This window comes from Streptomyces sp. NPDC051322, assembly GCF_040689485.1.
In the GTDB taxonomy this organism is placed as follows: Bacteria; Actinomycetota; Actinomycetes; order Streptomycetales; family Streptomycetaceae; genus Streptomyces.
This window is the reverse complement of record NZ_JBFBAK010000016.1, coordinates 39,878-53,448: the sequence shown is the minus strand read 5'-3', so window position 1 is coordinate 53,448 and position 13,571 is coordinate 39,878. Positions and strand designations below refer to the sequence as shown.

Annotated in this window: 18 protein-coding genes; 4 read left to right on the top strand and 14 right to left on the bottom strand. The window is 70.8% G+C overall.

Going from position 1 to position 13,571, the window contains the following annotated elements:
• Positions 1 to 2: 2 nt before the first annotated feature.
• The 3 genes from AB0436_RS28350 to AB0436_RS28340 are packed head-to-tail and all read right to left on the bottom strand — an operon-like array spanning position 3 to position 2,877.
• A complete protein-coding gene (locus tag AB0436_RS28350) occupies positions 3 to 1,244 on the bottom strand; it encodes a GNAT family N-acetyltransferase (RefSeq protein WP_366470796.1) in 1,242 nt (413 codons plus the stop codon).
• Between the two features lie 10 nt (positions 1,245 to 1,254).
• Positions 1,255 to 2,244, bottom strand: a complete 990-nt coding sequence (locus AB0436_RS28345; RefSeq protein ID WP_366470795.1) for an asparaginase — start codon at positions 2,242 to 2,244, stop codon at positions 1,255 to 1,257.
• A gap of 45 nt (positions 2,245 to 2,289) precedes the next feature.
• Positions 2,290 to 2,877 (bottom strand): ABC transporter substrate-binding protein, encoded by a 588-nt coding sequence (locus tag AB0436_RS28340; RefSeq protein ID WP_366470794.1) that lies wholly within the window; start codon positions 2,875 to 2,877, stop codon positions 2,290 to 2,292.
• Between the two features lie 117 nt (positions 2,878 to 2,994).
• On the opposite strand from AB0436_RS28340, the gene dtd reads away from it, so the two are divergent.
• Positions 2,995 to 3,420: a D-aminoacyl-tRNA deacylase gene (gene dtd, locus AB0436_RS28335; RefSeq protein WP_366470793.1), complete on the top strand. Its 426-nt coding sequence runs from the start codon at positions 2,995 to 2,997 to the stop codon at positions 3,418 to 3,420.
• Positions 3,421 to 3,456: 36 nt separating this feature from the next.
• On the opposite strand, the gene AB0436_RS28330 is transcribed toward dtd, so the two are convergent.
• From AB0436_RS28330 to AB0436_RS28320, 3 genes are read right to left on the bottom strand one after another with little or no spacing between them, the layout of a single operon-like run.
• Positions 3,457 to 4,422 carry a folate-binding protein gene (locus AB0436_RS28330; protein ID WP_366470792.1) on the bottom strand — a complete coding sequence of 322 codons (966 nt, stop codon included), beginning with the start codon at positions 4,420 to 4,422 and terminating at the stop codon, positions 3,457 to 3,459.
• 10 nt (positions 4,423 to 4,432) lie between these two features.
• Positions 4,433 to 4,891 carry a transcriptional repressor gene (locus tag AB0436_RS28325; RefSeq protein ID WP_366470791.1) on the bottom strand — a complete coding sequence of 153 codons (459 nt, stop codon included), beginning with the start codon at positions 4,889 to 4,891 and terminating at the stop codon, positions 4,433 to 4,435.
• Positions 4,892 to 4,947: 56 nt separating this feature from the next.
• A complete protein-coding gene (locus AB0436_RS28320; protein ID WP_366470790.1) occupies positions 4,948 to 5,511 on the bottom strand; it encodes an FABP family protein in 564 nt (187 codons plus the stop codon).
• Positions 5,512 to 5,762: 251 nt separating this feature from the next.
• On the opposite strand from AB0436_RS28320, the gene AB0436_RS28315 reads away from it, so the two are divergent.
• Positions 5,763 to 6,128, top strand: coding sequence for a DsrE family protein (locus tag AB0436_RS28315; protein WP_366470789.1), 366 nt, complete (start codon positions 5,763 to 5,765; stop codon positions 6,126 to 6,128).
• A 13-nt stretch (positions 6,129 to 6,141) separates the two neighbouring features.
• Here the strand turns inward: AB0436_RS28315 and AB0436_RS28310 are convergent, their stop codons facing one another.
• The 8 genes from AB0436_RS28310 to AB0436_RS28275 all read right to left on the bottom strand — a co-directional run bounded on the left by AB0436_RS28310 (position 6,142) and on the right by AB0436_RS28275 (position 11,439).
• Positions 6,142 to 6,399, bottom strand: coding sequence for a DUF3099 domain-containing protein (locus tag AB0436_RS28310; RefSeq protein ID WP_366470788.1), 258 nt, complete (start codon positions 6,397 to 6,399; stop codon positions 6,142 to 6,144).
• Between the two features lie 134 nt (positions 6,400 to 6,533).
• Positions 6,534 to 6,821 (bottom strand): DUF1416 domain-containing protein, encoded by a 288-nt coding sequence (locus tag AB0436_RS28305; RefSeq protein ID WP_365858552.1) that lies wholly within the window; start codon positions 6,819 to 6,821, stop codon positions 6,534 to 6,536.
• Positions 6,822 to 6,854: 33 nt separating this feature from the next.
• Positions 6,855 to 7,694, bottom strand: a complete 840-nt coding sequence (locus AB0436_RS28300; protein ID WP_366470787.1) for a sulfurtransferase — start codon at positions 7,692 to 7,694, stop codon at positions 6,855 to 6,857.
• A gap of 151 nt (positions 7,695 to 7,845) precedes the next feature.
• Positions 7,846 to 7,926, bottom strand: coding sequence for a putative leader peptide (locus tag AB0436_RS28295; protein ID WP_350962106.1), 81 nt, complete (start codon positions 7,924 to 7,926; stop codon positions 7,846 to 7,848).
• Between the two features lie 221 nt (positions 7,927 to 8,147).
• The gene (locus tag AB0436_RS28290) at positions 8,148 to 8,837 is read right to left on the bottom strand and encodes a DUF2993 domain-containing protein (protein ID WP_366470786.1); all 690 of its coding nucleotides are present in this window, start codon (positions 8,835 to 8,837) and stop codon (positions 8,148 to 8,150) included.
• A gap of 94 nt (positions 8,838 to 8,931) precedes the next feature.
• Positions 8,932 to 10,206: a hypothetical protein gene (locus AB0436_RS28285; RefSeq protein ID WP_366470785.1), complete on the bottom strand. Its 1,275-nt coding sequence runs from the start codon at positions 10,204 to 10,206 to the stop codon at positions 8,932 to 8,934.
• Positions 10,207 to 10,213: 7 nt separating this feature from the next.
• Positions 10,214 to 10,468: a MoaD/ThiS family protein gene (locus AB0436_RS28280; RefSeq protein ID WP_366470784.1), complete on the bottom strand. Its 255-nt coding sequence runs from the start codon at positions 10,466 to 10,468 to the stop codon at positions 10,214 to 10,216.
• A gap of 173 nt (positions 10,469 to 10,641) precedes the next feature.
• Positions 10,642 to 11,439, bottom strand: a complete 798-nt coding sequence (locus AB0436_RS28275) for an alpha/beta fold hydrolase (protein ID WP_366470783.1) — start codon at positions 11,437 to 11,439, stop codon at positions 10,642 to 10,644.
• Between the two features lie 227 nt (positions 11,440 to 11,666).
• On the opposite strand from AB0436_RS28275, the gene AB0436_RS28270 reads away from it, so the two are divergent.
• Positions 11,667 to 12,482: a response regulator transcription factor gene (locus tag AB0436_RS28270; RefSeq protein ID WP_366470782.1), complete on the top strand. Its 816-nt coding sequence runs from the start codon at positions 11,667 to 11,669 to the stop codon at positions 12,480 to 12,482.
• Positions 12,483 to 12,518: 36 nt separating this feature from the next.
• Positions 12,519 to 13,541, top strand: a complete 1,023-nt coding sequence (locus tag AB0436_RS28265; protein WP_366470781.1) for a LacI family DNA-binding transcriptional regulator — start codon at positions 12,519 to 12,521, stop codon at positions 13,539 to 13,541.
• Positions 13,542 to 13,571: the final 30 nt, after the last annotated feature.

Genomic DNA, 13,571 nt, shown 5'->3' with positions numbered 1-13,571 from the left:
GCTCAGAAGACGTCCGGGCACCACGGCCGTACCGCCGTACGGAACAGCGCCTCGGTGCGCGCGACCGCGCCGGTCGTCTCCTCGGTGATCCGGTCGAGCGCGGCAAGCCGCACCGCCGAGGCGTCGCCCAGGTACAGCGCGCTCAACTCCCGAACGTCCAGCGTGACATCGGGCGACTCGGTGGTCGGCACGCATGTCGCGCCGACCGGTGTGGCGTCGAGACGGTAGCGGCCGGCGGACAGTCCGTCGGCGTCCCGCACGTCCAGCACCAGGGTGCCGGCCGCCTCGTAGGTACGGGCCTCCAGAGCCCGTACGACATCGAGCAGCCGCACCCACAGGAAGTCCGCCTGCAGGGTGATGCGGGCTGCCCGCGGATCCGGAAGCAGCAGGGGCAGCAGGTCGTCGGGGCCCCGGTGGCCCGTTTTGACGGTGGTGATCCAGTCGACCGAGCAGAGGTAGTGCCAGAGCGCCCGCTGCGCGGCCGGTGACACGGCGATCATGTTCAGCACGGTCGCGGTGTTCAACGGCTGCTTGGCGTCGCCCCACTTGTCGTCGGCCGTGTAGACCAGCAGCCCGTCGATCTCGCCGGCCGGCGAGCGGTAGACCGCGTAGAAGGGCTCCGTCCAGGGGTGGCCCGGCAACTGCTCGGCGCCGGTGCGGGTCGCCCACCAGCGTTCGTCCCTGCCGATCGCGCCCGGCTGCACCGCGCGGAAGCGGGTGTGCAGTTCGGGGCCGAGCTTACGGACATCGGCGCCGTCGACCAGGTCGATCCGGCCGGACTCCGGACCGGACCACCGCCGGTCCAGGCCGGTGCGCGGCACGTCCACCGTCCACTCCGCGACACCCGCCGCCGGGCCGAAGCCGTACCGCCCGTAGATCGGATACTCGGCGGCGATCAGCGTGGCCAGCGCCTCGCCGCGCTCCTTCGCCGCCGCCAGGTCCGCCGCCATCATCCGGCTGAGCAGCCCGCGGCGGCGGTGCGTCGGGGTGACGGTGACGTTGCTGATCGCGTCCGCGGGCAGCGAGGCACCGCCCACCACGGTGATCTCCTGGGCGAAGGAGCGGAACGTCGCCACACAGCGCCCGTTCTCGAAGGCGCCCCGGGTCCGCGCCAGGTCGGTGTACGGTCGCCGGCTGCGGATCTCCTCGTCCGATGTGACGGGCTGCTGCAGAAACCCGGTGTGCACGGCGCGCAGCCAGTCGGGATATTCGGACTCGGTGATGAGGCGCACGTCGACAGTCATGCGGCTCAGGCTAGGCAGCGGCTCCGCCCACTGTCGCCCGGATTTCGCCGACCTTCGCGACGCCGCCCAGCAGCGGCGCGTCAGCCAGCCGGGCCAGCACCGGGCTGTCGACGCCCATCCGCTGCAGGGTCTGCGCGAGCACCGGGCCGAGCACCCGGGTCGCACCGTCGTCGATCTTGAAGGCCAGCGCGCGGCCGTCCGGCAGGGCCAGCGCCTGGACCGCCTCGGCGCCCATCTTGGACAGCGTCCCCGGCAGCTCGCGCATCAGCCAGGTGTCGGGCCTGCGGGTGCCCGCGACGTACTCCGGGTGGGCGCGCATGGCGTCCGCCACCCGGCGCTCCGGTGTGCCCTCGTCGGCGAGTACGAAGCTGCGGAAGGCCCGGGCCAGACCGACCAGGCTGATCGCCATCAGCGGCGCCCCGCAGCCGTCCGTACCGATGGCGGCGACGCGCTCGCCGGCGGCCTCCTCGACCACCGAGAGAACCAGCTGCTGCAGCGGGTGGTCCTGGTCCAGATAGGTGTCGGTGGGCCAGCCGTTCAGCTCGCAGGCGGCGATCATCGCGGTGTGCTTGCCCGAGCAGTTCATGGTGATCCGCTCCCTGCCCCGGCCGGCCGCGAGATAGGACTCGGCCTCCACCGGGTCCAGCGGCAGGTCCGCCGGGCACTGCAGATCGGCTTCCCGCAGGCCGTGTTCGGCGAGCATCTTCCGCACCAGTTCCAGGTGGAACGGCTCGCCCGAATGGCTGGCCGAGGCGACCGCCAGCCGCTCCCCGGCGAGCTCCAGACCGGCCCGCAGCACCGCGGCCGCCTGCATCGGCTTGTTGCTGGACCGCGGGAAGACCGGCAGCGACGGGTCGCCCAGCGTGTACTCCACCCGCCCGTCGGCGGCGAGGATCACCAGCGATCCCCGGTGCCGGCCCTCGACGAAGCCGGACCTGACGACTTCAGCGAGGACCGGTGCGCCGGCCGGGGACTGTGGGGCGGTGGAGGGGGCGGTCATCGTCGGCCTTCCGAACGGGGGACCTGCCCCCGGAAAGGGATCGCCTCAGAGAAGCAGGTCGTCTACTTGAGCTTCACCATCACGGTACCTGCGGGCGATCTCGGCGCTGCAATCGTCCGCGGTCCGCTGCAGCTGCTGCCTGCGGCGCGAGACCTGCTGTTCGTGGCGGACCAGCCGGCCCATCCCGGTGTGCAGTTCCTCGTCGGTTCGGGCACCCAGGTCGGAGAGTTCGAACTCGGCGAGCATGTCGGCCGCCAGCTTCCGGATCTCCTCGCTGCGCGGAGTGGAGAGAGTCACGTGGCGGGCCGACGCGCGATGCGAGGAGGGGAGGTCCGCCAGGATCTCGGAGAGCCGCTCGACGACCGGTGACTCCGGACCGGTACGGCGGGCGAGTTCGGCGCGGAGGATGTCGATCCGCCCGTGCAGCATTCGCCGCACATAGCTGAGGTCGGCCTCGTCGCGCTGGGCGTCCTTGCGCAGCGTACGCAGCTCCGGCAGGCGCAGCGCGCCGATGTCGTACTCGGGGAGCACCGGGAGAGCCTCGCCCGCGCGCTGCACGGGTGGCCGTGGCGCGGAGCTGATCCGGGTCATGGATACGGGACCGGGCAACTGCCCGGCGCCAGATGTGCTCATATGCGTATTCCGTTCCCCTCGACCGGTGCGGTGCACCGCCTCCCGTGCATGGTGCCACCCCGGATGGTGCCCATGCTGACGCTCTGCACCCGTTCGGCCCCGGATAGGTTGGTCCGTATGCGTGCTGTGGTGCAGAGAGTGGATGGCGCGAGCGTCATCGTTGCTGGTGAGACGGTTGGGGAGATCACCGGCGAGGGATTGTGCGTCCTGGTGGGTGTCACCCATCAGGACACAAAGGAAAAAGCGGCACAGCTCGCACGCAAGCTGTGGTCGGTACGGATCCTCACAGGCGAAAAATCCTGTTCCGACGTGAATGCGCCTTTGCTGGTGATTTCGCAGTTCACGCTCTACGGAGACGCCCGCAAGGGCCGCCGTCCCACCTGGAACGCGGCCGCGCCGGGCGATGTCGCCGAGCCGATGGTCGACGCGGTGGTGGATCAGTTGCGGGCGCTGGGCGCGACCGTGCAGACCGGCCGGTTCGGCGCGAGCATGCGGGTCTCGCTGACGAACGACGGCCCGTTCACCGTACTGATCGAGGTCTGAGCCTTCGACGGAGGCCGGGCCCCGGGCGGCAGCTGCTCAGGGCTCGACCACGACTTCCTGGGCGGCCGCGGTGTCCCCCGCCATCAACTCGGCGTCCACCGGCACGTTTCGCTTCACCAGCGCCAGGGCGATCGGACCCAGCTCGTGGTGGCGTGCCGACGAGGTGATGAAGCCGAGCTGGCGCCCCTCCTCACCGTCCGCCGCGAGCCGGACCGGCGTGCCGTGTCCGGGCAGCAGCACCTCGCTGCCGTCCAGGTGCAGGAAGACCAGCCGTCGCGGCGGTTTCCCCAGGTTGTGGACGCGGGCGACCGTCTCCTGGCCGCGATAGCAGCCCTTCTCCAGGTGGACGGCGCCGCCGATCCAGCCGAGTTCGTGCGGGATGGTGCGGTGGTCGGTCTCCAGGCCGAGCCGGGGCCGGTGTCCCTCGATCCGCAGCGCCTCGTACGCCAGCAGCCCGGCGACCGGGCCGTGGGCGGCCGCAAACTCCGCCAGCTGCTCCGCGGGCAGGAACAGATCGCGGCCGTACGCCGTCTCGCGCACCACCACGCCCTCCGGTACCTCGGCGATCGACCCGGCGGGCAGATGGACCACCGCGATGTCCTCGCTGCGGTCGGCGATCTCCACCCGGTAGAAGAACTTCATGCTCTCCAGGTACCCGAGCAGCTCCTGCTGGGTGCCCGGCTCCACGTGCGCCCACACCGTGGCGCCGTCGTCGACCAGGTACAGGGCGTGCTCGATGTGCCCGTGGGCGGACAGCACCAGCGCCTCGGTGGCGTGGCCCGCCGGGAGGTCGCTGACGTGCTGGGTGAGCAGCAGATGCAGCCAGCTCAGCCGGTCCGCGCCGCTGACGGTGATCACGCCGCGGTTCGACAGATCGACGAGGCCGGTGCCGGCCGCGAGGTCGCGTTGCTCGCGGAACAGGTCTCCGTAATGCGCGGCGACGCCCTCGTCACGCCCTTCGGCGGGCACGGCTCCGGGCAGGGACAGCAGCGGACTCTTCATGCCTGTAAGCCTACGACCGGCTGCCGTGGGTCTTCTCGGCGGAAGGCTCGCCGGCGCCGGCACAGTTCTCGCAGCGCCCGAAGATCGCGAAGTGCTTCATATCGGTCTCGAAGCCGAAAGTTCCACGGAGCTTCGCCGTGAAGTCGGCGGCGACCGCCACGTCGGCCTCGATGACGTTTCCGCAGTCCCGGCAGACCAGGTGGATGTGGTGGTGCCGGTCGGCGAGGTGGTAGGTCGGTGCACCGTGCCCGAGGTGGGCGTGGCTGACCAGCTCCAGCTCCTCCAGCAGCTCCAGGGTCCGGTACACCGTGGAGATGTTCACGCCGCCCGCCGTCTTCCGCACCTCGGTGAGGATGTCGTCGGGCGTCGCGTGCTCCAGGGTGTCCACAGCCTCGAGCACCAGCTGCCGTTGAGGGGTCAGCCGGTACCCGCGGCGGCGGAGGTCGCTCTGCCAGTCGGTGGTCACCACAACGCCAGTGTAGGAGCGCCGCCCGCCCGAAGGCGCGGCTCAGGTGAACGCGCGGCTCACTTGAAGAAGGCGATCCCGTCGTCGGGGAGGTCCTTGAGGTCCTTCGCCCACTCGCTCGGGTCGACGACCTTCTTCAGATGGGCCGACATGTACGGCCGCAGCTCGACGTCCGGGGTGGCCTTCTCGCCGACCCACATCAGGTCGCTGTTGACATAGCCGTAGAGCCGCTTGCCACCGCTGTACGGGCCGGAGGCCGCCGTGCGCGCCACCGCGTCGGTGGCCAGGTCGATCTGCGGCTTCTGGTCGGCGAGCTCGCCGTACCAGATCTCCACCACGCCCTGGTCGCGGACCATGACGACCTCCACCTTGCGGTGCTCGTCGACGCGCCAGTAACCGGACTCGGACTCCAGCGGCTTGACCTTCTTGCCCTCGGCGTCCAGCACCCAGGTGTGCGAGACGTACTCGAGGAAGTCCCGGCCGTCGTGGGTGAAGGTGACTTCCTGGCCGAAGTTGCACTTCTCGTCGCCGGGGAAGTCTGAAACCCCCGCGCCCTCCCAGTTGCCGAGCAGGAAGACGAGCGGGACGAGGCTCGGATGGAGGTCCGACGGAATCTCGATCATGAGGTCAGCGCTGACCCTGGTAGAGCTTCTTCACGGACAGGCCCGTGAAGGCGAGCACGCCGACGCAGACCAGGATCAGCAGGGCGATGAAGACTGCGTCAAGCACGGGGTGCTCCTTGCAAGAACGAGGGAAGCAGAAGGGCCGAGTCCCAGCCTAATGGGTGGCGGCTCAGCTCTCTCTGCGAGGTGGGCGGCAAGGGGTACCGGCGCTCGGGGGCGGGGCCGTACCGCCCGACGATTACAGTGCGGTCATGGCGCAGAAGAAGCTAGTGATCAAGGTGACCGCGGGATCCGACGCCGCCGAGCGGTGCTCGCAGGCCTTCACGGTGGCCGCCGTCGCGGTGGCCAGCGGGGTGGATGTCTCGCTCTGGCTGACCGGTGAGTCCGCCTGGTTCGCCCTGCCCGGCCGGGCCGCCGCATTCGAACTGCCGCATGCGGCGCCGCTGCCGGACCTGATCGAGTCGATCCAGGCAGGCGGCCTCATCACCCTGTGCACCCAGTGCGCGGCCCGGCGGGACATCACCGAGAAGGACGTGCTGGAGGGGGTGCGGATCGCCGGGGCGCAGGTCTTCGTGCAGGAAGCCATGGCCGACGGCGTGCAGGCGCTCGTCTACTGACCCGTCCTCCGCCCTACCGCCGGTTCTTGCCGTCCAGTTCGTCCCACCACTCGTCGGACTTCTCGTCGCCGGAGGGATCGTCCCACCAGCGGTCGTCGGGGCCTCTGCGGTTGCCGACGATCGCGGCGACCGGCGGGATGATCATGGCCACCAGGCACATGCCGATGGCGGCCGGGACCGACCAGAGACGCACGAAAGCCCAGGCGGAGATGAAGAGCAGCAGGCAGCCGCCCATCAGAAGGAAATAGCCGCGCCGACGTCGCGAGTACATGTCTCCAGAGTAAGGCTCGTGGGCGGCCCTGTGCCGGTCCGGGACGGCGCGAAGGGCCGCACCCCGAATGGTGGCGTCCAACCCCCGGGGGTGCGGCCCTTCGGCCGGTCACTGGTACTGCTCGGCGCGTGCGGTCAGACCGCGATGGCCACCTCGGCGAGGCCGCCGGTCTGCGCGACGACCGTGCGGTCGGCCGAGCCGCCGGGAACGAGCGCACGCAGCGTCCAGGTGCCCTCGGCCGCGTAGAAGCGGAACTGTCCGGTCGCCGAGGTCGGGACCTCTGCGGTGAACTCGCCGGTCGAGTCCAGCAGCCGCACGTAACCGGTGACGGGCTCGCCGTTACGGGTCACGCTGCCCTGGATCGTCGTTTCGCCGGGCTTGATGGTCGAAGCGTCGGGGCCGCCGGCCTTTGCTCCACACATACGGGTCTGTCCTTCGGGTCGGAGGATGAGGGGTTACTGGGCGGGGCCGAGGGCGATCGGCACGCCCACCAGGGAGCCGTACTCGGTCCACGAGCCGTCGTAGTTCTTGACGTTCTCCTGGCCGAGCAGCTCGTGCAGCACGAACCAGGTCAGCGCGGAGCGCTCGCCGATGCGGCAGTAGGCGATGGTGTCCTTCGCCAGGTCGACCTGCTCGTCCTCGTAGAGGGCCTTGAGCTCGTCGTCCGACTTGAAGGTGCCGTCGTCGTTGGCGTTCTTCGACCACGGGATGTTGCGGGCGCTCGGCACGTGGCCGGGGCGCTGCGACTGCTCCTGCGGCAGGTGCGCCGGGGCGAGCAGCTTGCCGCTGAACTCGTCGGGCGACCGCACGTCGACCAGGTTCTGGTTGTTGATCGCGGCCACCACGTCGTCGCGGTAGGCGCGGATCGACTCGTCCTGCGGCTTGGCCTTGTACGTGGTGGCCGGGCGGGACGGTACGGCGTCGACCAGGTCGCGGGAGTCGAGCTCCCACTTCTTGCGGCCGCCGTCGAGCAGCCGGACGTCGCTGTGGCCGTAGAGCTTGAAGTACCAGAAGGCGTACGACGCGAACCAGTTGTTGTTGCCGCCGTACAGCACGACCGTGGTGTCGTTGGCGATGCCCTTCTCCGACAGCAGCTTCTCGAAGCCGGCCTGGTCGATGAAGTCACGCCGGACCGGGTCCTGGAGGTCCTTGGTCCAGTCGATCCGGATGGCGTTCTTGATGTGGTTCTTCTCGTACGCCGAGGTGTCCTCGTCCACCTCGACGATGGCGACCTGCGGGTCGTCGATGTGGGCCTCGACCCAGTCAGCGTCCACCAGTACGTCGCTGCGGCTCATGCGGTTCTCCTCCGGGGCAGTTGCGGCGGGTGATGCGGGGGGGGCGGTGCGTCCGTGAGCGGTCCACGGGAAGGCGTGGAGTGTCGCACCGCGAGGGGTGGCCCTGACAAACGGTCGAAGGGCCCGGGGGATACGGGAAAAGCGCTCCCGCTCAAACGGCGCGACAGAGCATGGCGGCGACGCGGCACAGGTCTACTGCCCGCCGCTTCGTGAGATCCGCCTGTCGCTTCATGCACACGATCGTAGGGAAGTACGGGCGGAGATGTCACCGTCGTGTCATATCGTGATACGCGATCATCCACTATTCGAGACATCGTGCGCAGGACGCCGTCCGGTCCCGCGTCCCTCGGCGCTCCGCCCACGCCTGCTCCCTGCCCACCATCTGCGGACCGGACACCCGCGTCTCACCATCCGGCCCGGCGGCGGATCCTCAGCCGGCCCTCCCGCAGGCCCTCAGCCGGTCAGCGAGACATCCGTACCCGTGACACCGACGTCGACGCCGTCCGGTGTGGCCCGCACCTGGTCCAGCTCGAGGCCGGCCGGCAGCCCGCCGATCGCGCTCTCGAAGTCCGTCTGCTTGCGGACCAGGCCCTCCAGGCCGGGGATACCCTCGCCGGGCACCGTGTCCGCGTGCACCCGGATGCGGTTCTTACCCGCCAGGGTCACCGAGGAGATGACGCTACGGCTGACCTTGCGGCCCAGGATGTGGACCGATCCGGTGACCTTGACCTTGCCGTTGTCCCCGTAGGCGACCTTGGCGCCGGTCTCCGAGGCCTTCGTGAGGTCCGCGTAGGAGATGTGCGCGGTGCCGGTGGCCCGGGCGGCCACCGCGCTGCTGAAGCTGCCGGAGATCCGTACGTCGTGGAGTTCGGCCCGCACCCTGGTGATCGTGACCTTGCGGCCCTGTGCCTTCGCCTCGACGCCCTTGAGCGTCACGTCGACCTGATCCAGCTTCTTGCCGAGGAGCTGGGTGAGGAACGGGAAACCCTTGATGTCGACGTCCGGCGACGCGGAAAGTCCCTCGCTGCTGCGTATCCGGTCGGCGGCCTTGTTCTCCGCGACGTGCACCGCGATCCTGTCCACGCCGATGAACAGGCCGCCGAGGATCACAACGATGATGAGCAGTGTTCGCAGTGCGCGCATGGCCGGTCGTCCCCACCCTGGTCGTCCCCGTGTCCCTCGATGAGTGCCAGTGGCACCGTCAGCGAGCCTACGGCCTCTGCCGGCCTTCCCCCGGTCAGCCGATGACCCTCCCGATCAGATAGACCGCCGGCGCCGCCATGGTCAGCGGCAGGGCCACGCCGGCCGTCAGGTGGACGAACCGGGACGGGTAGTCGTAACTGGCGACCCGCAGCCCGATCAGTGCGCAGCCGCCCGCGGCGACCCCGAGCAACGCGCCCTGCGCGCCCAGGCCGGTCATGCCGCCCGCCAGGATGCCCGCACCCGCGGCGGCCGCCAGCGCGACGACGACCGAGGCGGGCCCCGGCAGCGGCAGCGCCCGGGCGATCACCGCGACCGCGACGGCGATCCCGCCGACCGTCACCGCGTCCATCGACGCGGCCAGGGTGCCGGTGGCGACGATGGCGAACGCGGAGGAGGCGATGGTCGCCATCAGCCCCGCCACCCCCGAGGACTCCGACGGGCTCCGTCCAGGGGGGACCCCCACCTCGTCCGGCGAGGCGTGGCTGCGCAACTGCAGCACCAGGGCGAGCAGCACCCAGACGCCGAGCGTGCCGATGATGGCGGCCGGCCCGTGCTCCTGCCCCGCCACCAGCAGCGCCACATCGGCGACGACGCCGCCGGCGAAGGCCAGCGCGATGCCCTGGCGGGCCGGCCACATCCCGTTCAGCCGGAACCAGCCCGCGGCGGTGAGCGCCTGGAGCACCAGCAGCGGGACCGCGACCGCGTACCGCCCGCCGAACGCGGCCACCGCGAGCAGCAACCCGAGGCCCGCGGTCAGCCCGGCCGGCTGGATCCCCGGCGCGATGACCGGCGACCGTCCCTCGGCCCGCGCCCGCTGGGCGTCGGTGATCCGCGCGTTGCCGACCGTGCTCGGGGCGCTGTACGCCGGGCCGCCGGCGACCGGCGGCTGGTACGCCGGCGCCGGGGTCGGCGCGACGGCGGGGGTCGGCGCGGGCGCCGGGGTCTCCGGCGGCAGCGGGTACGACTGCGGCTGGAGGTAGCTGGGCTCGGCGTATGACGGGGGCTGGGGGTGCGGGGCGGGCTGCTCGTACGGCGGCTGCACCGGCTGGTAGGGCTGCTGCGGTTGCTGCACCGGCTGGTAGGGCTGCTGCACCGGCTGGTGCGGTTGCTGCACCGGCTCGTAGGGCTGCTGCACCGGCTGGTACTGGGTGTCCCAGGTCTGGCCGTCCCAGGTCTGGGTGTACGGCTCGTGGGCTCGTGGGTCCTGTGCGTACGGGCCGTGGGCGTGCGGATCCTCGTACGGCGGCTGCTGGCTGTGCTGGCCGTGCTGCCCGTACTGGCCGTACGGATACTGCTGCTGATCGCTCATGCTGGGGTCACCCTCCTGCGAACGGCGGGAGCACCTCGACCGTGCCGCCCTCGGCAAGCCGTACCGTCTCATGCTCGCGGGTTCCGACGGGGTCACCGTCGACGAGGAACGAGCACCGCCGCAGCACCTGCACCAGTTCACCGGGGTGTCGCGCCCGGGCAGCGTCGAGCGCCTCGGCCAGGGTTGCTGCGGTGTAGGGCTCTTCGGCGGTGCCTGCGGCGGCCTTGGCGGCGGCCCAGTAGCGGATGGTTCCCGCGGGCATGGGTGGCTCCTTCTTGGGGGATGCGTCGCGCGGGTCCATGATGCCGGGTCGTGGGCGGGGGTGGCGTTTCCCCTCCCCGCCCCTTCCCGAAACCGGTGCTGCGCCCCAGACCCCCTTTGTCCTCAAACGCCGGACGGGCTTGATTTCGCCGCGCCGGACGGCCCTCGGGCCGGCTACTCCCGCAGCAGCCACTCCGCCACCCGCCCCAGCAGCTCCGCCCCGGCCGCGTTCTCCGCGTGTCCCATCCGTGGCTCGATCCAGAGCTCGACCCCCTCCGCCGCGCCCGCCAGCATCCGCGGGTGGTCCAGGGGAAAGTACGGGTCGCGGTCGCCGTGCACGATCAGCAGCGGGGTGGGCGTGATGAGCGGGACCGCGTCGACCGGGGAGAGGGGAACGGGGTCCCAGTCCTCGGTGTGGATCCGGGTGCCGAAGCCGACCCGGCCCACCAGTCGGCCGAGCGGCCGGGTCACCACCCAGTGCAGTCGACGCATGGGGGCGGTCCCCCGGTAGTACCAACGGGCCGGGGCGCTCACCGAGGCCACCGCGTCCACCCGGGCCTCGCTCAGCGCAGCGTGCCGCAACACCACCGACCCGCCCATGGAAAAACCCACCGTCACCACCCGGTGGTGGCCGCACGTGCGGGCCCAATCGACCGCGGCGGCGAGATCGAGCACCTCCCGGTCGCCCACCGTCGAGCGCCCGCCCGACCGCCCGTGCCCGCGGAACGAGAAGGTGATCACAGCCGCGTGCTGGGCGAACACCCCGGCCGCCCGGCGTACCGCGGGCTTGTCGACCGCCCCGGTGAAACCGTGCGCCAGCACGATCGCGGCGTCCGCGGGACCGGTCGTGCACGGCTCGTACCGCGCCTCGATACGGACCCCGTCCCGGGTCAGCAGCATGACGCGCCGGTCGCCCGTAGTGACCGAGGAAACACGGGAACCACGCTGCTGACCTTCTGTCTCGGAACTCATGTGGGCTATTCTGCTCGGATAAGGACCTGGGCAGAGTTGCCTCCGGGTCCTTTTGTGCTTTCGGCGCGTTGTATACGAAAGGCGGCGCCGGCGCGGCGAACCCCCGTGGAACGGGGCGAGCGGGTACGAACCAGCAGTGCCGTATACGTCCTCGCATCGAGGAGGAACGACGTAATGGGCGAGCGAACCGTGCACGACCGTATGACGACCATGGCAGGTGGGGCGCGATGAGCTCTCTGCTGCTCCTGACCAATGCCCTCCAGCCGTCGACGGAGGTGCTCCCCGCCCTCGGACTTCTGCTGCACAGTGTGCGGGTCGCTCCCGCCGAAGGCCCGGCGCTCGTCGACACCCCGGGTGCCGACGTGATCCTCATCGACGGACGGCGCGACCTGCCGCAGATCCGCAGCCTCTGTCAGCTGCTCCGCTCCACCGGCCCGGGCTGCCCACTGATCCTCATCGTGACGGAGGGCGGTCTCGCGGCCGTCACCGCCGACTGGGGCATCGACGACGTGCTGCTGGACACGGCCGGTCCGGCCGAGGTGGAGGCGCGGCTGCGGCTGGCCACCGGTCGGCGCCAGCTCACCTCGGACGACTCCCCGATGGAAATCCGCAACGGCGACCTCTCGGTCGACGAGGCGACGTACAGCGCCAAGCTCAAGGGCCGGGTGCTGGACCTGACCTTCAAGGAGTTCGAGCTGCTCAAGTACCTCGCCCAGCACCCGGGACGGGTCTTCACCCGGGCCCAGCTGCTGCAGGAGGTCTGGGGCTACGACTACTTCGGCGGTACCCGGACGGTCGACGTCCACGTGCGGCGGCTGCGCGCCAAGCTCGGTCCCGAGCACGAGTCGCTGATCGGCACCGTCCGCAACGTCGGCTACCGCTTCGTCACGCCCGAGAAGGCCGAGCGGGCGAGCGAGGCGGCGAAGCCGAAGACGGGCGGCCGGCCCGCCGACGGCCCGCCGTCAACCCCCGGCTCGTCCGTCACCGTTACGGAGGAAGCCGCCCCGTCGACGGAGGAAGCTGTCCGACCAGCAAAACGGTAGGTCCATCGACTGGTCCATCCGCGTAGACTGCCGCGCGTGGCCAAGGTGACGCGGGACGACGTAGCGCGACTGGCGGGGACTTCGACCGCGGTCGTCAGTTACGTCATCAACAACGGACCGAGGCCGGTCGCCCCGGCCACGCGCGAGCGGGTGGTCAACGCGATCAAGGAGCTGGGGTACCGGCCGGACCGGGTGGCTCAGGCCATGGCTTCGCGCCGCACCGATCTCATAGGAATGATCGTGCCGGACGCCCGGCAGCCGTTCTTCGCCGAGATGGCGCACGCGGTCGAACAGGCCGCCGCCGAACGCGGAAAGATGGTCCTGGTCGGGAATTCCGACTACCGCACCGAGCGTGAGCTCCACTACCTGCGGGCCTTCCTCGGCATGCGGGTCTCGGGGCTGATTCTGGTCAGCCAGGGCATGAGCGAGCCGGCCGCCGCCGAGATCGAGGCCTGGGACGCCCGGGTCGTGCTGCTGCACGAACGGCCCGAGGCGATCGACGACGTCGCGGTCGTCACCGACGACATCGGCGGCGCCCAGCTCGCCACCCGGCACCTCCTCGAACACGGCCACCCGTACGTGGCCTGCCTCGGCGGCGTCGAGTCGACCCCGTCGGTCGGCGACCCGGTGGCCGACCACGTCGAGGGCTGGCGACGGGCCATGCAGGAGTCCGGCCGCTCCGTCGAGGGGCGGCTCTTCGAGGCCCCGTACAACCGCTACGACGCCTACCGGGTCTCGCTGGAGCTGCTGGCCGGCCCGGACCGGCCCCCGGCCATCTTCTGCTCCACCGACGACCAGGCGATCGGCCTGCTGCGGGCCGCCCGCGAATTGCGCATCGACGTGCCCGGCGAGCTGGCCGTCGCCGGCTTCGACGACGTGAAGGAAGCCGCCCTCACCGACCCGCCGCTGACCACGATCTCCTCGGACCGCCCGGCGATGGCGCGATCCGCGGTGGATCTCGTACTGGACGACTCGCTGCGGGTCGCCGGATCCCGGCGTGAGCGGCTGAAGCAGTTCCCCTCGGCTCTGGTGGTCCGGCGCTCCTGCGGCTGCGCGTAGCAGGTCACCGGTTCGCCTTTATATCGGGCA